Annotated in this window: 21 protein-coding genes; 1 reads left to right on the top strand and 20 read right to left on the bottom strand. The window is 42.0% G+C overall.

Annotation, left to right across the window (positions count from 1 at the left end; all coding sequences use genetic code 11):
• Positions 1–16 precede the first annotated feature (16 nt).
• The 14 genes from ICV39_RS01695 to ICV39_RS01630 all read right to left on the bottom strand — a co-directional run bounded on the left by ICV39_RS01695 (position 17) and on the right by ICV39_RS01630 (position 15,814).
• The gene (locus ICV39_RS01695; protein WP_215390185.1) at positions 17–1,057 is read right to left on the bottom strand and encodes a Gfo/Idh/MocA family protein; all 1,041 of its coding nucleotides are present in this window, start codon (positions 1,055–1,057) and stop codon (positions 17–19) included.
• Positions 1,054–1,887 (bottom strand): sugar phosphate isomerase/epimerase, encoded by an 834-nt coding sequence (locus ICV39_RS01690; RefSeq protein ID WP_215390184.1) that lies wholly within the window; start codon positions 1,885–1,887, stop codon positions 1,054–1,056. The genes ICV39_RS01695 and ICV39_RS01690 overlap by 4 nt, the downstream gene beginning before the upstream one ends.
• An 8-nt stretch (positions 1,888–1,895) precedes the next feature.
• Positions 1,896–3,095: a DegT/DnrJ/EryC1/StrS aminotransferase family protein gene (locus ICV39_RS01685; RefSeq protein ID WP_215390183.1), complete on the bottom strand. Its 1,200-nt coding sequence runs from the start codon at positions 3,093–3,095 to the stop codon at positions 1,896–1,898.
• Positions 3,096–3,125: 30 nt separating this feature from the next.
• Positions 3,126–3,866, bottom strand: coding sequence for a cytidylyltransferase domain-containing protein (locus ICV39_RS01680; protein ID WP_215390182.1), 741 nt, complete (start codon positions 3,864–3,866; stop codon positions 3,126–3,128).
• Between the two features lie 22 nt (positions 3,867–3,888).
• Complete coding sequence (locus ICV39_RS01675) at positions 3,889–4,479, bottom strand: SIS domain-containing protein (protein WP_251372702.1); 591 nt, start codon at positions 4,477–4,479, stop codon at positions 3,889–3,891.
• Positions 4,476–6,368 (bottom strand): N-acetylneuraminate synthase family protein, encoded by a 1,893-nt coding sequence (locus tag ICV39_RS01670; protein ID WP_215390181.1) that lies wholly within the window; start codon positions 6,366–6,368, stop codon positions 4,476–4,478. Before ICV39_RS01670 ends, ICV39_RS01675 begins: the two co-directional genes overlap by 4 nt.
• The gene (locus ICV39_RS01665) at positions 6,365–7,747 is read right to left on the bottom strand and encodes a CBS domain-containing protein (RefSeq protein ID WP_215390180.1); all 1,383 of its coding nucleotides are present in this window, start codon (positions 7,745–7,747) and stop codon (positions 6,365–6,367) included. The genes ICV39_RS01670 and ICV39_RS01665 overlap by 4 nt, the downstream gene beginning before the upstream one ends.
• A 3-nt stretch (positions 7,748–7,750) precedes the next feature.
• Positions 7,751–8,443, bottom strand: a complete 693-nt coding sequence (locus ICV39_RS01660) for a sugar phosphate nucleotidyltransferase (protein ID WP_215390179.1) — start codon at positions 8,441–8,443, stop codon at positions 7,751–7,753.
• Between the two features lie 121 nt (positions 8,444–8,564).
• Positions 8,565–9,443, bottom strand: a complete 879-nt coding sequence (locus ICV39_RS01655; RefSeq protein ID WP_215390178.1) for a Wzz/FepE/Etk N-terminal domain-containing protein — start codon at positions 9,441–9,443, stop codon at positions 8,565–8,567.
• A gap of 83 nt (positions 9,444–9,526) precedes the next feature.
• Complete coding sequence (locus tag ICV39_RS01650) at positions 9,527–10,516, bottom strand: GDP-L-fucose synthase (protein WP_256437479.1); 990 nt, start codon at positions 10,514–10,516, stop codon at positions 9,527–9,529.
• 19 nt (positions 10,517–10,535) lie between these two features.
• A complete protein-coding gene (gene gmd / locus ICV39_RS01645; RefSeq protein WP_215390177.1) occupies positions 10,536–11,666 on the bottom strand; it encodes a GDP-mannose 4,6-dehydratase in 1,131 nt (376 codons plus the stop codon).
• Between the two features lie 135 nt (positions 11,667–11,801).
• Entirely contained in the window at positions 11,802–13,151 is a 1,350-nt protein-coding gene (locus tag ICV39_RS01640) for an O-antigen ligase family protein (protein ID WP_215390176.1), read from the bottom strand.
• Between the two features lie 183 nt (positions 13,152–13,334).
• On the bottom strand, positions 13,335–14,312 hold the full coding sequence (locus ICV39_RS01635; protein ID WP_215390175.1) for a glycosyltransferase: 978 nt from the start codon (positions 14,310–14,312) through the stop codon (positions 13,335–13,337).
• Positions 14,312–15,814 (bottom strand): mannose-1-phosphate guanylyltransferase/mannose-6-phosphate isomerase, encoded by a 1,503-nt coding sequence (locus ICV39_RS01630; RefSeq protein ID WP_215390174.1) that lies wholly within the window; start codon positions 15,812–15,814, stop codon positions 14,312–14,314. Before ICV39_RS01630 ends, ICV39_RS01635 begins: the two co-directional genes overlap by 1 nt.
• Positions 15,815–15,991: 177 nt before the next feature.
• On the opposite strand from ICV39_RS01630, the gene ICV39_RS01625 reads away from it, so the two are divergent.
• Positions 15,992–16,138, top strand: coding sequence for a hypothetical protein (locus ICV39_RS01625; protein WP_215390173.1), 147 nt, complete (start codon positions 15,992–15,994; stop codon positions 16,136–16,138).
• A gap of 40 nt (positions 16,139–16,178) precedes the next feature.
• On the opposite strand, the gene ICV39_RS01620 is transcribed toward ICV39_RS01625, so the two are convergent.
• From ICV39_RS01620 to plsY, 6 genes are all read right to left on the bottom strand, one after another.
• Positions 16,179–16,601, bottom strand: coding sequence for an HPP family protein (locus ICV39_RS01620; RefSeq protein WP_251372747.1), 423 nt, complete (start codon positions 16,599–16,601; stop codon positions 16,179–16,181).
• Between the two features lie 225 nt (positions 16,602–16,826).
• Entirely contained in the window at positions 16,827–17,135 is a 309-nt protein-coding gene (locus ICV39_RS01615; protein WP_215390171.1) for a high-potential iron-sulfur protein, read from the bottom strand.
• Positions 17,136–17,338: 203 nt separating this feature from the next.
• The gene (locus tag ICV39_RS01610; protein WP_215390170.1) at positions 17,339–17,554 is read right to left on the bottom strand and encodes a hypothetical protein; all 216 of its coding nucleotides are present in this window, start codon (positions 17,552–17,554) and stop codon (positions 17,339–17,341) included.
• A gap of 4 nt (positions 17,555–17,558) precedes the next feature.
• Positions 17,559–18,326, bottom strand: coding sequence for a GTP cyclohydrolase I (folE, locus tag ICV39_RS01605; RefSeq protein ID WP_215390169.1), 768 nt, complete (start codon positions 18,324–18,326; stop codon positions 17,559–17,561).
• A gap of 17 nt (positions 18,327–18,343) precedes the next feature.
• The gene (locus ICV39_RS01600) at positions 18,344–18,715 is read right to left on the bottom strand and encodes an MAPEG family protein (protein ID WP_215390168.1); all 372 of its coding nucleotides are present in this window, start codon (positions 18,713–18,715) and stop codon (positions 18,344–18,346) included.
• A gap of 48 nt (positions 18,716–18,763) precedes the next feature.
• Positions 18,764–19,396: a glycerol-3-phosphate 1-O-acyltransferase PlsY gene (plsY, locus tag ICV39_RS01595; protein ID WP_215390167.1), complete on the bottom strand. Its 633-nt coding sequence runs from the start codon at positions 19,394–19,396 to the stop codon at positions 18,764–18,766.
• Positions 19,397–19,440: the final 44 nt, after the last annotated feature.

Here is a 19,440-nt window from a genome sequence, read left to right as displayed (position 1 = left end):
GAACATAAATTCAAAGTTAGCTATTCATGTATTCACAAGGTTCAGGTTTGCCACTTTTCATTGATCGTTTGGCTGCATCAACAATTGCAAGCGAACCAAAAGCGTTACTAAGGGACTCTTTTGTGTCGCCAATTGTCCAAGAATTTAGAAAATATTTCGCCTGCTCCTCAAACATCTCCTCATTAGAAACTAATTGAATAGAATTAATTTCAGATTGGGCGCTAAAGGAAGATATATCAAGTCTATTATTGCCCTCGCTCCAATAAATTTCACCCTCAGTACCAACTATATGAAAACTTCTAGAGGGCTTCCTGTGCATAAAATATAGAGTAATTTGTACTGAATAATTGGTATAGAGCAAAAGTAATTGCACCGCGTCCTCCACCTCCAACTTGTGCGGGCCACGATTTCCACCAGTACAAAACACCGCACCTGGTAACCCAAAAAACCAGTTTGCAAGATCAATTTCGTGAATTTCAGTTAATAAAACTCCTCCGCCAAGATCAGATCGAACAGCATAGAGACCCCGCCAATCTTCATAGTCATGCCAAGAGGGGACATTGGAATATACGGAAAAAGTTGCTGCCACTGGCATACCTATCACACCTGAAATAAGCGCCTGTTTAACTTTTTTAATTTGGGGATGAAATCGTCGTTGAAATGAAATGTGGAATGGCAGTTTTTTTGACAGCACTTGACTTTCAAAGTCTGAAAAGCCTCGAAGATTTTCTGCCCAAGGCTTTTCAACCAAAATTCCACTGGCTGATTCTATTGCCATCATCATAACCTCGCGATGATATGATGTAGGCGTTGAAATGACAGTCAAGTCCGGTTTGCTTTTAAAGGCTGCCGTCAATTCATCGAATAAATGGAGGTTATATACAGATTCAATTGTATTGTCGGCATCCACTGTAAAATCAGGCCTCAATAGCGGGGTGCTAGCGACCCTTCTAAAAGCACTAAATTTAGTTTTTTTAGGCATCAATTTATTCAAGATTCTCAAATGCCTTTGTCCCGCACCGCCCAAACCAACAAATAAAACATTTGAGAAGTTCACTTTGAATAGCCCTCAGAGTAGAAAAATTTTACGAGCTCCATATTAAATAATGCAGTTGTTATGGGATTTTTTCCCCTCTGAGTTTCAAGGGTGTAGGGGCCCTTATACTGAATATCCCCAAGCGCCTCGAAAACCTCAAGAAAATTTACAAGCCCAGTTCCAAGAAGAACATTTTGATTTTTATTGTTTTTATCTTTGATGTGAACATGTTTAATTTGATCACCTAGAAGCCTTATATCGCTGGCTAGATTGTGTCCAAAAGCCACACGATTTCCGGTATCAAACACAACACCAACCGATGAATTGTTAATTTTAGATAATAAATTTACCAATTCCGAACCATTTAAGATGGTCTCTAAACATAAAATCATTCCATTCTCAGCACATTTCTCGGCTATGACTTGCAACGCATAAATATATTTTGTTGAATTATTTGCCGATATCTCAGATGCCTCAAAAAGTGGCAGAATGTACTTTTCACATCCAAGCAAAGCTCCCCTTTCAATTAAAAGAAGGCATTGTGCTAAGACTTCCGGATCCTCAATGAGGTCATGTTCAACTACGTAGTCATTGCAAAACGCATGCAATGAGAGCCTATTTCTCTGAGCTAATTCTTTAATTTTAAAAATTCCGTCATCGGTCCATAGTGGATTCCCAGGGTTGAATTGTCGTTCGGCAATCAACTCAATGTAATCAATTCCCAGAGAGCTTGCGAGAAAGAATTCTGATTCCCAGTATTGCTGCGGAAACCACTGAAGTTCTCCTGGTGGCGCTTGTATTAATCTTCCCTGAACAATCCCATAACGAAGCTTCAATAGTTTAGGCATCATCAAAAACTCTATCTGCCAATTTTATCAATTAATGAAGACAGAATATTGGCCTGCTGTCTTGCCTCACCCAGATTTCGGTAATTGGTTTTAAATGCCATTATCTTTGATTGATAATCTTCGGCAACTGGGCAAAGTCCAGCGTCAAACTTTTGCCCACCCATTTCAAGCCCTCTTAGTGATGGCTCAAGATACGGATTTTTCCAACATGCATAAAATCCATGTCCCCCAGCTTTCCTGTAGCTATCATAAAAATTCTTCCAAGTAATCCCTCTTTTATCGTGGCCAAGATAAAGAATGCCGAAGGTAAAGTATCCATGATCCGAATGGTCTGGGACTTCTTGAGTCTCTATCCACTCGCACCCCGATACCGCATCTAAAAACATTGCACCTATTGCTTTACGGCGCTCTACCAGGTGATCTACTCGCTCAAACTGTCCCAATCCAACTGCGGCAGTTATTGCATTCATACGGTAATTCAGACCAATGAGATCAAACCGCTCATACCCAGGATCTTGATAAACTGATGATGCTAGACTTGTTCTTCCAGCCTTGGCAGTCAGTCCTTTGTACCCTATACCCGCAAATTTTCTAGCCAAAACTGCCAACTTTTCATCAGAGGTGATAATCATGCCACCTTCGCTGCCAGAAGTTATATGTTTAGACTTCTCAAAACTGTATACTCCAAAATGTGCATGTGTTCCAGCCACGCCACCTTTGTAACGACTCATTAAGGTTTCCGCAGAGTCATCAATGACTACCAAATTATATTTTTTTGCAATCTCCATAATTGGATCAATGTCGACGGGAAGGCCATAAAGAGAGACCACTATTATCGCTTTAGTTTTTTTTGTAATTTTTTCTTCAATTTTTTTTGAATCAATGTTCCAAGTTTTTGGATCAATATCAACAAATACAGGCACTGCACCCAAGTGTAAAGTTACGTAAGCATCCATCACCACAGTAGTGGCAGGCTGAATAACCTCATCACCAATACTAACGCCGGCTGCAAATAATGCAGCGTGCAAGCCAGAAGTGCCGGAATTCACGGCAATAGCATATTTCGATCCAACCTTTTCTGAGAACGCTTCCTCAAAACGCTGTACCCAAGGAAATGATTTATTTTCTATGTTTTCAGTGTCAAGAGCACGCAAAACATATTCAGCCTCGTTACCATTAAATTTTCCAAAGGGGTGTTTTGTATTATTCATATTTTATTCATTCTATGTATAACTTAAGTATTAAAATTTTTTTGCCACTTGCCCTAACTTCCAATCTTCATTGCGAAACCAATTAACTTTGTATAAGTCTGGATTATCAATAAATAACCTATCTATGCAATCTCGTGTTGCATAATTTCCAACGATTCTTCGCACCGATTCAAGCAACCAATAATCCTCTTGATAGTCAAGGGTTAGTCTTAAATTTTTAGGAGTTAAGGGATTATCCAAAAGTGTTATGGATCTAATGTTGCTTATTTTCTCCAAATAAAACCACATCATTTCAGTGTCTTCATCCTGCGCAAGATCGCTAACTGCTCGACTTATAAGTTCTGTAGCTAATGAGAACCCAACGCTGCCACCACCCGAGGAGGAAACCTTTGATGGAGAAACCATTTCATATGATCCATTGCGCAACAATGCCATACTGCTTTTAATTTCCACTCCATCAAAGAAAGGATCATCTGCATCAATAGTATGGAATGATGTGAGATCAAAAAATGTAGCGCAGTCGGCCCAGCGCTTTAATTTATTTCTCAATTCTCCACGAAAAAATTTTACACCCTCATTTTTTGCAATCTCCACAATAATGTCATCACTTTTATCTGTACTAGTGCAAACTATCGGCTCAATTTCATAATGCTTTGCCCTTCTAATGACATGCTCGAGGACATTTCCATCCCCGAAAGGTAATAGGCATTTATTTGGTAGTCGCGAAGAGGAAGTTCTTACAGTTATAAAACCAGATACATTGGTCGGCATCTTCAAATATTCCACATTAAGATTACTTATTTTTAAAATACTCTGACTCTATTAATCCACACAATATATGTCCAATCAGAATATGACATTCTTGAACACGAGCAGTATTATCAGATGGAATACAAATACACTCGCACAACTCTTTTAAATTTCCGCCGGCTTTTCCAGTCAATGCTACCGTTGATATGTCGCGCTCAATTGCTGCTCTTACGGCCGCTAAAATATTTAAGCTATTGCCGCTAGTAGAAATTGGTATAAAAACATCACCTTTTTTTGCAATTCCAACCAACTCGCGTGCAAATACTTGCTCATAGCCATAATCATTTCCTATTGCACTAAACGCTGAATTATTTGTACCCAATGTAATAGAAGCAAGTGGAGCGCGATCAAACATAAATCTAGATATAAATTCTGCAGATAAATGCTGGGCATCAGCAAAGCTACCTCCATTACCTGCAAAAATCACCTTACCCCCTGCGCGTAACGATGCAAGACAGGTCTCTGCCAATAATTGAATTTTCTTGACTATCTTTTGGTCCGCCAAAACATCTTTTTTAATAGCTACAGATTGCTCAATTTCCTTAATAATCTGGATCTGCATACGATCAATCATAATAATTTTTCTAATCGCTCCAAGGCAATCCAAAAACCTTCACCCCCATTTTTATGGCCTTGCCAAATCTCAGGGATAAATGATGCGACTGGACATCCAGTCTTCAGAATTTTTCCAAGCCGCTCAAAATCAATGTTGCCATCACCAATCTGAAGGCCCTCACCATTTAATCCTTTGGCATCCCCAAGATGCAAATGGGCAGTAAATGGCGCAATTTTTTTGGCAAAGTCATAAAAATCTAAACTAAAGTGATTGCAAGTTAACTTCGTATGAGAAATATCAAAACACATACGCAAATTTAACTTGTTACACCACTCAACAATCTCGTCAATCTTGACAAAGATATTTTGATAGCGTTGACCTCCAAAATGCCAGGGAAAGGGTGCCATTGTTTGTGGAATTAATTCCACCCCCTCTATATCAAGCTCACCTAAACTTATTGCAAAACGCTCATAATAAGAATTCAAAACCTCCAAAGGCAACGGCTCGTCCATAGTAAAGCCGCCAACATTAGCAACAATCATTGGACGAATAGTCTTAGGAAAAAATTGCTTTAAGGAACGAGTAATATTAATAACGCGCTGCGTTTCTAGAACTGAAAACTTTCTATAACCCTCATCTGGAGAGGCTAAATCCATTAACTTGCTATTTGCAAACAATTCAGGTGCATGAACAACAAATCCGCAATCATATGTTCCTTTTAGAAACTCACCTGGATTTAACTCCATGTCAGAGTATGAGAGATGAAATTCAAAAATGTCAGGCTGAATGCGGGAATAGTATTCACCAAAGTCATGATAGCGAACTGGCACCCCCCATGGACGCGAAAATGTATAGGGACGAGGCTCAATTCTGAGATCTGCAAGATCAGACGGATAGAAAAAATCCTCCTCCATCATGTCATGACTTAGCACTCGGCCTAATAAGGCTTCATAGTTTTGTGGGGATAATCCTTGCCCCGGACTTCTGACCTTGATATGTTCGGCAGAAAGAATGGTTCCCTTGCTAAGTTTTTTTGTAGCAACTAAACTTTTTGCTAAATTTTCACGATTGATCATTTCCCCCTGCGACAGTTGGCGCTCTCCACCAAAACCCAAGGCTACCTCTATCTCACGAACCCCCTCAATCATCTTTTTAAATTCAGAGTAAGTTAGGCTAGCAGCATGATCAGGGCCTTCCATATCTCGATCTAACGTGAAATGACGCTCAATAATACAAGCATCGAGTGCGGTAGCTGCAAGCGAGACATTAATCCCGCGCTCATGACCAGAGTAGCCCACCAATGGATGAATTTTTCGCAACTGATGCATCCACCTCAGATTAATATCATGCAAAGGTGCGGGATAAGTGCTATTGCAATGGAGCAGAATAAATGCGGCATTCCTGCGATTTAGAAAATCGACGGTGCGCTGCACTTCGTCTGGCTTACTCATCCCAGTGGAAAGAATTAAGGGCTTTCCGGTGCCAACTAATCTGTCCAATAAAGGTAAGTTGGTCAAATCTGCCGAGGCGACCTTATAAGCTGGAACATCAAATTTCTCAAGAACATCAACACTGAGGGCATCCCAAGGAGTGCAAAGGTACAAAATACCTTTACGGGAGCAATACTCAGAAAGTCTTTTGTGTTCATCTACACCCAACTCAAAGCGATGCAAGAGATCTAAAATATATTCTGTGCCTAAATCCTCGCCATCCCTCCTTAGAGAGCGCTTACGATACACCCCCTCCAAATGGCGCATCTGAAACTTAACACAATCAACCCCCATTTCAGCGGCGCGATCAATCATCTCGATCGCACGATCAAAGCTTCCGTTGTGATTGTTTCCAATTTCAGCAATGATGAAAGTGCGACCAGCGCCTATCTCAAAGTTTCCAATTTGGATCTTCATAAATTAATTACTTCCCGATGATGTTTGCTCTCTCGCGCAGACCAAGCCCTTAGACCTTCCGGATCGAAGCGAAATGGATGGATTTTTAAACCTTTAGATTCTAGCCATTTAACTAACTGATGCCTTTGAAAAGGGGGCGCATAGAAAAGAAAAAAGCCACCGCCGCCAGCACCCAATAACTTGCCTCCAATGGCGCCTTGCTGCAAAGCTCCATCATAAATCTGATCAATAAAAGGACTAGAAATTTTTTCGCTAAATTGGCGCTTTAGTTGCCAGGCTTCGTTTAACGATTGCCCAAACTGAAATAATCTGCCACGCAATAAATGATTTCGAATTGCATACGTTAAATCCACATTTGACTGAACTTTTTTCTGCACGTCATCTTGTTGCATATGTCGCTGCTGATCTTCATGGATATTCCCAGAATTATGAGCGTTTCCAGTATCACAAAGGACTAAGCTTTCTTCTAACTCCAGCAAAATATCTGCTGGAATACGCAAAGGATGAACAATATTTTGCTCCATCCTAAATTCCATAAAGTTTATCCCGCCAAATACGGTGGCATATTGATCTTGCCATCCACCCGCCACCCCAAAATATAGCCGTTCGGCCTGATAAGCAAGCTCTGCCAGCTCATGAAGATCCCACTTATCCTGCCTGAATTGATTAAAGCAACCCAATATAGCCGCTGATACTACTGCAGAACCACCAAGCCCAGAACTCATTGGAAAATCAGAATGCAAATACAATTCAAATCCAAATTCAGGCTGCACAACTTTTAAGATTGCCTGGATAAGGCCAAAATTACACTTGCGCACCAACGCATCTTGTAAATTCTCAGCAATTAATGACTCATTCAAATCTCGAGAATAGACCTCAATATGCTCATCATCACGAACCCTAAGCGTGGCATGACTGTAGAGAGAAATAGTTGCGTTGATGACTGCACCAGATTCCGTTGCAAAGTAGTGCGTTAAGTCTGACCCACCCCCACCGAAACTAATTCTCACTGGAGAACGTGCACGTGCATAAGTGCGCTCTTCATCCAAAACTGGTAAGTGATTTCGACTAACAATACTGATGAGTTGCTTTTTGGCGTTTAAAATTGGAATTGCTTTAATCCGATGGTCAAGCTGCTTGAGGAGAGCTTCACGAGGGGTACTTAAATCAGCCCAAACAAAATTTGCGTTAGCGCAAGAGCCAACTGAATCCTCTAATGATCCGTTTTGAAGCAATTTACGGCGTATGTCACCATCAGTAGCAACACCAAAAACTACCCCGACTTCATCTACCACAAAAATCACCCCATGATGATTGCTCTCTATGCGCGCTAGAGCCTCTTTTAGGGTCGCTTTTCCAAGTATCTGAAATTTATCCATAACTTACAATTTAATCATTTTTTCAGATTCAATCCAGCAACAAAATCTCAAATAATCTTCTGGAATACCAATATCTATAAAATCCGCATCCAGAGTAATTGCAGCCAACACTTTTTTTTCAACTAACTGTGGATAAGTGCTTTTTTCCAATGAAAATGGTTGACCGTCCCAACCCTTAAATAAATCTGCATTCAGACGAGAAATTCCAGCATTAATCCAACCGACATTAGGGTTCTCTCTTTTCTCGACAAATGCAGTAACTAGTCGATAATTATCGAAAACAACCTCCCCATAGCGCCCGACATCCTCAACTTTGACAACCAAAATTGATGGCGAAGAGGCCTTCATCATTTCATCAACTCCTATACCAAGCCAGGTATCGGCATTAGTTAGTAAAAAATCGCCCTCATAGGCTAGCTGCTCAATCGCATAAGCTATTGCACCACCCGTTCCCATAGGCTTTGACTCTACGACATACTGAACATTACAATCTTTTAGCAGCTTACTTTCTTCACTTTTTAAAAACTCAATGATCAGATCCGCACGGTGGTGCAATAAAAAAACAAATGAATCCACTCCCTGACTAAGCCAGTGCTCGATTTGCAACGATAAAAATGGTTTGTTATTTACTGGAGCAAGTGCTTTTGGAGATCCATCAAGAACAGATTGAAGTCTTGTTCCAAATCCACCAGCCAATACAAATAAAGGTATCGTAGCGGAATTAGTATTTATCATTCAACTGAGAACAAAGTAAGACTTCAATGACTCAAGCCCGCTAATGCCCGATCTCGCACTACTCCTTTGCCTTGAGAAAGCATCAGAGCGCCCCTCTATCTTGCGTTGTTAGCGCCGATTTGAATGTTGCCCACATTTTACGGCCTAAGGCGACTAGCACTCCCAAGAACAAACCCGCAAATAATCCCGCTGCAAGAGCCACCCCTTTTTTAGGGCTAACGGGTTTGTCATTAGCATAAATTGGGGCGATCAAATGGGTAGCTCTATTTTGATTGGCCGTGGCAATATTTTTTAAAGAAGTAATATCGTCCAGCAGGTAGCGAATCTCATCTCGCGTTGAGAGGTAGGCAGCGCTCATTGCCTGGCCTGATTTATCGGATTTAGCAACCAAATCTTTAGCCTTTTGCAAACGCTCTTGATCATCGGCTAATTTGATTTTTGCTTCTTCGATATACGGCGAAAGAATTTGCGCCTGAGTGCTTTGAATTAGCTCAAAAATGGCATTGGCACACGATAGAGCGCTCTCTGAACTCGTGCCGGTGGTTTTTAAATCCACCACATTCCCTACCCCTTTGGGGATGGTAAGCTTGATTGTTTTGCTTAGCAGCAGACTGGCATCTGCCTCGTTTTGCAAGCCACACGCCCCAATCACGACAGGTGTAAAGCTCGTTGGACTTGATAGGCGAGAAATTAATAGGGCTGGCTCTTCAATATTGACTCCCAACGGATTTAAGTTTTTCTCGCCACCAGTCCCTATTTGTGCCATGGCAATTTGCGCGCTGGCCTCATACTTATTTGGCGCTATCCATAGATAGGTAAGGGCCACTATCAATCCGAGCGCGCCAAAAAATAAGGCTGGCTTATAAGCACTCTTTAAGAAGAGAATGATATCGATGAGGGAGATTTCTTCCTCATGGTTACATTCTTGGGGATTATCTTGCCGTGACTGATTAGGATGCATATTGATGGCTAATGACTCATATCGACATACATTATTATCTCATGATAAAAATTAGAAATATCAGAAGTAAAAGTCAAAATTGCTTAATTTGTGGGTATCTCTCTAGCCTGCATTTCTTGGTAGGCTAGTCCTAGGCCCTGCATTAAATCAACTTTAGGCTGCCATCCCAGCCGATTTAATTTGCTTGAGTCCATCCACTTTCTGGGCGCTCCATCAGGCTTACTGGGGTCAAAGGTGATTTTTCCCTGGTAATCGGTTGTTTTGGCAATAGCCTGCGCCAATTGGGCAATTGTGATGTCAGAACCAGACCCAACATTGATGTGACTATTCATGGGATCGGTATTGTGATCGTAAATGGATTTATCTAAATTCATAACAAAAACAGACGCTGAGGCCATATCGTCGACAAAGAGGAATTCTCGCCTTGGAGTGCCGCTGCCCCAAATCACCACCTCTGGAGCATTAGTCAGTTTTGCCTCATGAAATCTTCTTACCAGTGCCGGGATGACGTGACTATTTTCTGGGTGGTAGTTATCACCGGGTCCATACAGATTGGTCGGCATCACTGAACGATAGTCAATCCCATGCGATTGCCCATACTGACGGTTATAGCTCTCGCATAATTTAATCCCGGCAATCTTGGCAATCGCATAAGGCTCATTCGTTGGCTCGAGTGTGCCCGTAAGTAAAGCATCTTCCGCCATGGGCTGCTGTGCATGCTTGGGATAAATACAGCTTGAACCTAAAAAGAGAAGTTTTTTAACACCACTCTCAAAAGCCTGATGAATGATATTGGCTTCGATCATCAGGTTTTGATAGATAAACTCTGCAGGATAGGTGTTATTAGCATGAATACCACCCACCTTGGCTGCTGCCAGATAGACTTGATCGGGCTTTTTTTTGGCAAAGAATGCTTGTACTGCCGCTTGATTGGTTAAATCAAGTTCAGCGTGTGTTCTGGTGATGATGTTGGTAAAGCCTTGGCTTTGCAGAATGCGCACAATAGCAGAGCCGACCATGCCGCGATGCCCAGCGACATAAATTTTTTGATTTAAGTGCGCATTTGAATTCACAAGGATGCTCGTTGGTTGATTAATTCTCTTTACCGACTGCTACTGTATATCCATGCCTGAGAAGTAGCGCATGCTGCTTGGCCCCCTCTAAATCATGAGACACCATCTCCGCAATCATTTGATCAAGAGTAATCTCGGGAACCCAACCCAATTTCTCTTTTGCTTTACTTGGGTCGCCCAAGAGAGTCTCCACTTCAGTAGGACGATAGTAACGAGGATCAATCTGCACAATCACATCGCCAACTTTAAGCGCTGGCGCTTTATCTCCGTCAATGGCAGAGACAATCGCTTTTTCATTTTCAGCAGATCCCTCAAACTTCAGAGTGATACCAAGCTGCTTCGCACTGCGAATAATAAAGTCCCGAACAGAATATTGGATACCCGTAGCAATCACAAAATCTTCAGGCTTATCTTGCTGCAGCATCAACCATTGCATTCTCACATAGTCTTTTGCATGACCCCAATCTCGTAAGGCGTCAATATTGCCCATAAACAAGCATTTTTCTAGACCTTGCGCAATATTGGCCAAGCCACGCGTCACTTTACGCGTCACAAAGGTTTCACCGCGGCGCTCAGATTCGTGATTAAACAAAATTCCATTGCAAGCGTAGATCCCGTAAGCCTCTCGATAATTGACTGTGATCCAGTAGGCATAAAGCTTTGCAACCGCATAGGGACTTCTGGGGTAAAACGGCGTGGTTTCTTTTTGCGGAATCTCTTGCACTAAACCATAGAGCTCTGAGGTGGAAGCTTGATAAAAGCGTGTTTTCTTTTCTAAACCGAGAATACGAATGGCCTCTAACATGCGAAGCGGCCCGATTGCATCCACATCCGCCGTGTACTCAGGGGACTCAAAAGAAACAGCAACGTGAGACTGTGCACCTAAGTTATAGATTTCATCAGGCTGCGTTTGCTGAATAACACGCACGAGATTACTGGTATCAGTTAAATCTCCATAATGCAAAATTAAGTTGGGATGATTAACATGGGGATCTTGATATAAGTGGTCTATACGCTCTGTATTAAAAGAGGAGGCACGTCTTTTAATACCATGAACAATGTAGCCTTTTTCTAACAAGAACTCAGCTAGGTACGAGCCATCTTGGCCAGTAATACCTGTTATTAATGCTACTTTTTGTTTACTTTGCATAGCTCATGATGATTCGTTAATGAAACCCATATTCAGTTCATTATTATCAATATTTACCAAGAAAATCTATATTGTGTTTACTGATAAAGAATTGGATGATTATCTCACGCCAATATTGATACTTTTTGACTCTATTTAAGCGTTTTTGGTTGCTCTTGATTTATTTAGGCCAATTCCGGCTACCCACAAAAGCATAAATACAAAAGTTTCAAAGTAGGGTGAGTGAGAAACCTCAGTTGTCACCATCAATGCGGCGATACTTAATAACAACCAGATAGACACCTGACTCCAAGGCGAAGAATCTGCTGATAGGGCATTCTTTATGGCCAGTAATCCTGCCAAGATCAATAAAAATACCCCTGGAATACCAATTCCAAGCGTTAGATCAAGCCAAGCGCTATGACTTTGCACTACGGTAGAAATAGGCCACTTCTCTTTGGCCAGCTGACCAAACGATGTATATACTAATCCATAGCCTTGTGGCAGTTCGGCAATCATTCCTAGTGCAACACGAGCCCAGGCCGCCCGGGTGTAATTTGTCTCTGAAACCACAGTACCCAACTCATTTTTTGGGTAGCCACGAGCTCCATAATCTTTCCATGCGTCACTTTGATCTAGATTGGCAACTTTAATATCGGCAATCAATGTTGTCCACTCACGACTACGCTCGATATGCCGTTGAAGAATAAATGCAATTGCCAAAAGGGATATAACAATCACAAAGCCCTCACGCCAACTCCACGCAGTCTTTTTCTTCTTGGCAATACAAATCAACATTATCCCAAGCAGCAAGATCGAGTAAGCCATGCCATTTTTAGCGTTCTCTAAATAAAAAACGGCCAATATCGCTGCAATACTTCCAGCGTATATCAAGCCAAGAATCCAATTTTTACTCGACTTATACCCTACCAGTTGAACACATTGACTGCAGGCAACTGCAAGCGCGGGAATACAATAAAAGACCGCTGCCATTTTTGGAATATGCCATGTTGAATCCATTGGCATGTGTTTAGCAACATCGGGCAAGTGCCAACCCCACTGCTGAGCCAGCAGCATCAATAGTGATCTCCCCAAGTAGCTTATGGCTGGAGTCATCATGCCAATATAAAAAATCCACCAGGCCAATGAATAGCCTAAAAAAACGCGTGATTTATTACCATTACTTTCAGGGTTTGCAGATTGTCCCAACAAATATCCCAAACCCATTGCAAATGGGGCAGCCCAGACAATACGTTTCCAGATTGTGAGGAGCTCTTGTAACTGCAGTTGATATTGGTGACTTAAAAAGAAAAGGTGAAATGTAATCCAGGCTAGCAAAATACCAACTAAGTAGATTGGCCAAGCAGATCGAGAACGCAAGACATCTCCACTCTGAAAAAACACATAAAGACCCATGAGAGATCCGACTGTTATTAAGCCATTGCGCAAGGCTATCGTATGTGGCTGACTCCATACAGCCCACAAAACCGCAAAGAGGGTCGTCATGAATAACCCTAGCATATGAGATTTTGGAGTTGAATATGGTGAAAATTGTTTGATCATATCTTCAGTCTAAAAGTAAGAGACCACTCGTTCTTTTGTCCCTCTAAATCCCTGCTACTCTTTATCCCTCTTGGTCATTATTGTTGCATCATTTATAAAGCACTGTTTTTAATGTAAATTACCCACTCAATCCCTAATAAGTCGCAATATGTCTCTGATGCCATGAGTAATTGCTAATCCAGGATAAAAGAGAAAATATTTGGAGTAACGAACCTTATCTTTAAGCGGGACATCTGAGGATTTCCAAAAAGTGATGAGTGATTTTATCGAGCGTGGATTTTGAAATAACTCCAAAATTGAAGCGCAATATTTTTTTCTCTGCAAAATAATTAAATCTAACGCTGATGACATATTTAAAAGAGCAGCATCTTTTGAAAACTGCTTTAACTCTTCGACCTCTCTCGTAAAGTCTCGAATAATCTCTTTTTTTCTATACGCAAATTTGAAGTTATCAGGTTGTTGAGTCATACCGCCTCTCCGGTGATATACAAGAGGAATTGGAAGGCGGACAATACCCCCCATCAGCATGGCCCTGAATACCAGGCACTGATCTTCATACGGCAGTTGGTTACTCAAGGGTGCTAGATCAAGTAAACGTCTGGTAACCATGTGACTAGCGCCAAAAAAATAGGGTCTTTCATCAAACCACTTATCGATGTCCCAATCCTCAATTTGGTCATTCTCTTTAATACCTAAAACAGTACCGTCATAGGCCATATCGATGGCATCTGCAGCCACTAAATCATATTTCTCTTTGCTATCAAGCCAAAATTGAATGCACTTAGAACATCGGTCTGGCGCTGAAATATCATCGCCGGCTGCCATAAAAATTAAATTAGCCGACGATCTTTGATAAGCAACATGATAGTTATCTACTATTCCCAAATTTGTCTTATTTTGAGATAGGATCACTCTTTTAGAACCACCATACTGACTCACTACTGTATTAATACGGTCCCAAGTTTTATCGTGAGAGCAATCATCACTGACGATGATCTCAATATCATCCCGGTCCTGATTTAAGAGACTTAAGAGTGCCTCTTCAACAAACTGCTCTTGGTTATAAGTCAGCAATACAATTGCGGCCACTGGAGCACCTATCATTACTTGCTCCTGCCGTATTGATCCTCAAAGCGCACAATATCGTCCTCACCTAAATAGCTGCCAGACTGGACCTCAATAATCTCTAATGGCTCTTTCCCAGGATTTGCCAGTCGGTGCGTTTGTCCTTTAGGTATATACGTACTTTGGTTTTCTATAAGAGTAATGACTTGATCACCATTGGTAATTTCTGCAGTGCCTTTAACCACAATCCAATGTTCTGCTCGGTGATGGTGCATTTGTAGTGAAAGACTAGCGCCAGGCTTTACCTGAATACGCTTAACCTTAAAACGATCACCCTCATCAACACTGTCATACCAACCCCATGGTCTGGCAACCTTACGATGCAAATTCTTTTCTTCGCGTTTTTGCGACTCTAAGTGCGTCACAATATTTTTAACATCTTGACTATTTTTTCTGTCAGCGACTAAAACCGCATCAGCCGTTTCTACGATGATGAGATTTTCAACACCAACTGCACTTACTAGTCTACTACTGGAGTGAACAAGTGAATTTTTTGAATTGCTGAGCACTGCATCACCAGTTTTCACATTTCCATGTTTATCTCGCTGACCCACCTGCCAAACAGCATCCCAAGCACCCAAGTCATTCCAACCTGCATCAAGCTCAACCATCTTCACTTGATATTTACTTCCAGGGCACTTTTCAATCACCGCATAGTCAATCGATTCACTTGGAATAGCTTTAAAGGCTTCCTTATCGGGACGAACAAAGCTTGCTTCAATATCTTTACCTCCCGCCTGATCTGTTGTTCTCGAGATCCATGCAGCCTCTGAGGCTGCAAAAATATCAGGGCGAAATTCTTGTAAAGCGGATAACCAAGTGCTAGCTCGCAACACAAACATGCCGCTATTCCACAGATAATTTCCATTCATTAAATATGCTTTGGCTGTTGTTAAGTCAGGCTTCTCAACGAACTTCTCTACAACAAAATCATTGTGAGCACCCTGTGCAGTGCTGCGTTTGATATAGCCATAACCCGTCTCGGGTGATGTCGGAGTAATACCCAAAATGGCAATCGTCTGATTGCTTTTATCACTCTCAACAACTGCAACGCAGTCTTGCAAAGCTTTTACAAAGGTTTCGTTATTTTGGATAGTCTGATCTGCTGGAGTAATTACTAAGATTGGGTCTTCTGTGACTTTTTCATCATTACCTGCCGCCTGTAAAGCAGCTAAGCTGAGCGCAGGGGCTGTATTGCGACCAATAGGTTCTAGCAAAAGCACAGTGGATATATCTTTTAGCTCACGCAATTGATCCAAAGCTAAAAAACGATGTTCTTCATTGGTCACAATCAAGGTGTCGCCCAAGGTGATTGTTTGGCTTGCAATTTGGTGAATACGTCCGATAGCCTGCTGAAAGAGACTTTGATTTGTGCCGTCACCTGCAAGCACTAAAAACTGCTTCGGAAAGCCTGAGCGCGAGAGGGGCCAAAGACGGGTACCAGAACCCCCACAAAGAATTACGGGCAATACATGCGTCATATATGAATGGCTTACTCTCTCAAGACCACAGAATTTAAAAGGTCACTAATTGAGCTCTATTTTATCGCCCTGTAAGAGTTAAAAAGAGCTAAAAATCTCTTAAAATGCCGCTTGCAGTAAGCAAAAAAGCGCAAGATAGCGCTGATTTCAGAAATAAACCACCTTTAGGAGTCAAACATGACAACAGGCAATACCCCAAAAATTAATGTCCGGAACTCTGTCAGCGAGTGCGCACAATCACTCAAAAAAGAAAACGCCGGCAAGTATCACAACTACGGCATTAAAGACTGCATCGCTTCAATAGCAGCTACCAAAATCAAATAATTACTAAAAATAGACCTCGGTAGAGCTTGTTGAATCAGGTCTATTGAGGTCTATTAGGGTAGCGCTTACCTGTCATATTGCTATATATTGCACCAGCCAAGACAAGCAAGATAGAGTCAATCATTACAGGGAAAAACGCATAACGAAAATGCGTCACATGGCCCAGCACCACGATCAAGGCCACCGCAGCGGCAGGTGGATGCAAGCAGCGCATTACGAACATTCCCAAAATTGCGAAACTAGCTGCGATGGGCATCGCTAATAGCGGTTCTTTTACAAGACCAATCACCGCAATACCAATTACTGCTGAAATAGTATTGCCTGCAATGACCGCCCATGGCTGAGCCATGGGACTGCCTGGCAGCACAAACACCAGCAGAGCGCTAGCGCCTAAGGATGCCATCAACCATTCCTCTACCCCAACCAATTCCCCTACTACTTTTGCCAAAGTGATGACGAGCATCAAGCCCACAAGGGTGCCAATACACGACCGAAAACGTTCTGCCCAGCTTACCGGGGGCTGATCGCCACCCAGGTAAAACGAATAATGTTTGATAAGGTATCTAGCGGTGTGTCTCATTTGGCTTTTATGTTGTCTCAGTTATTTTTTGTGATTTCTTATTGAGAGTCTACTAACGAAAAAGCCACCCGAGGGTGGCTTTGACTTTTTTCTACATTAAAAAGCGCATTACGCTTTCTTAGCATAAGCAGAGCACCAGCCTTTAGCTGCAACTTGTTTGCCTGCAAACAAAGAGCAGCCACCAGCAGCAGAACCTGCTTTGCCTTGATAGAGAGCACAGTTATCACACTCTTGACCAGCAGCGTATTTTGCGTACTTTGCTTTATCAACTTTAGTTGCATCAGATTTGTAACCCAAAGCAGCTGCTTGTGGATCAGTCTCGGCAACCATTGCTTGAGCTTGAACTTTACCGTTCAATGCCAAAGTGCAAGCACCAGCAGCTGACAAAATCATAAATTGGCGACGACTATTTTTCATGGATTCTCCAAAATTTATTTATAAGGGTTTAAACAAATACGCAGACTATTCACTGCAGCTTCTAACAATCTTGGGGTGATCATAGTGGAGTTGTTTTATCACTGCTAGGATCTGACTAACTTATTGTTTTATATAGTCTTTTAGTTGAGAATTGTTCTCATAACAATTTAACCAACCAATTGCTACCCATTCAAGAGAGCAATCTATTGCCAGCCCTTGAGATTCATGCATCCGATCCATTGACGAATATGCGTGCCCGAGTTTTGGGGTGGATAGTCATCCTGGCACTCTTTCAAATCTTTGCGATAAGTTGCTGGGTTATTTTTGACTGGATCTTGATTTTGATTAGGAATATCAGTAGCACTACATGCGCTTAGGGCCAAAATGAATGGGAATAAATAAATTACTAATTTCTTCAAAGCATCACTTTCGATCAATCAGCGCCAAGAACTCTCGCCTCAAATTAGAGTCCTTGAGGAATGCACCGCGCATCACACTGTTGATCATTTTGGAATCACGGTCTTTCACACCGCGCCATTGCATACAAAAGTGATCTGCATCCATCACTACCGCAACGCCAATTGGTTTGATTTTTTTCTCGAGCATATCGGCTAATTCAACCACCGCCTCTTCCTGAATTTGTGGTCTACACATAACCCATTCAGTCAATCGGGAGTATTTAGATAAACCGATAAGTGCCGAGCCCTTATTTGGTAATACACCAATCCAGATTCGGCCCATGATGGGGCAAAGATGGTGTGAGCAGGCGCTTCGTACAGTAATGGGGCCAATGATCATGAGCTCATTTAGCTTGCTCACATTAGGAAACTTTGTCAGGGTTGGCTGGTCCACATACCGACCACTGAAGACCTCTTGGACATACATCTTCGCCACGCGACGACTAGTATTCTGGGTGTTGTGATCATTTTTTGTATCAATGACCAAACTCTCCAAGACTGCCTGCATCTTTTCAGCTACTTCATCAACCAAGCCTTCCAACTCACCTGGTTGTATGAATTGTGAAATGTTGTCATTCGCATGAAAGCGAGCCTTCTGCGCCTCGATACGGCGTCTGATAACTACAGATAGTGGAGTGCCAGCATCATCTTTCTTCGACGTTACTCTCTTCGCTGTTACTTTTTTTGCAGTCGCTTTATTTTGCGAATCTGCTGATATTTTTTTCGTAGTCATTGTGATGAATATTTTTCCTAGATCTGAAAGAAGATGGCGATTACACAGATGAGGCCTAGCAACCACACTATGGATCGCGCTGTTGCCCAGTTTGCTACGTAGCAAATCAGATAGGCGATTCTGGCAACCACAAAACCAAGCGCCAATAGATCAAGTCTCGCTTGAGGTGCTTGATTTATAGATGCAATGATGACTGCGGCAAAAAAGAGAGGGAGCGATTCAAATAAATTGGCTTGTGCAGCATTGGCTCTCGCTCTAAAGCCTGTTTGCTTCGCTAGCCATTGTCTTGGCATGCTGTTGTCGTATTGCTCAAAACCTTTTTTAGCAATACCAGCGGCAACATAAGGAAATAAACCCATAAACAGGATACAGGCATAAGCAATTGTCATTTTTGTCTCTCTGATTTTTGTATTTTGATGTTTTGTCTTGTTAGTTTTTTAGGCTTTACTCTTTTTGGAGCCGATGCGACTCTCAGTGCCATTGAGTAAATTGTGAATATTGCTCTTGTGACGCCAAATCAAAAGCAAGCACACCACAACCAGAGCGACTGCCATTGGCTGCAAGCCAAATAAAAATACAAAATAGATGGGGCCAAATACTGCGGCAGCCAAAGCAGCTAGGGATGAGTATCTTAGAAACACTGCCACGATAATCCAGGTACTCAGTGTGGCGATACCTAGAATGGGATTTATGCCAAACAAAATACCGCAGGCAGTAGCCACGCCTTTGCCACCTTTAAAACCATGAAATACTGGAAATAGATGTCCTAAAAATACGGCGATCACTACACCACAAAGGGCCCAAGAATTTAAATAGGTTTCTAGAGGAGGGTCTCCCAAAATAGCTCTAGCCAGAACAACAGCTAGAAAACCTTTTAAGGCATCGCCCAAAAAAGTGAGGCCTGCAGCCACTTTATTACCAGTACGTAAAACATTCGTTGCACCAGGATTACCTGAACCATAGGAATGAGGGTCAGGCAGTCTCATGCACTTACTTACCACCACCGCGAATGAAATCGAGCCGATGAGATAGGCGATAGGCATTAATAACAGATCTATTGTGGCAGTCATAACGCCATCTTAAACACTTTTAGACATAAAGATGGCCAATGGGG

Origin of the sequence: Polynucleobacter sp. MWH-UH25E (assembly GCF_018687095.1) — a bacterium.
In the GTDB taxonomy this organism is placed as follows: Bacteria; Pseudomonadota; Gammaproteobacteria; order Burkholderiales; family Burkholderiaceae; genus Polynucleobacter.
The sequence above is the reverse complement of the archived record's forward strand: the minus strand, read 5'-3'. Positions and strand labels throughout refer to the sequence as shown.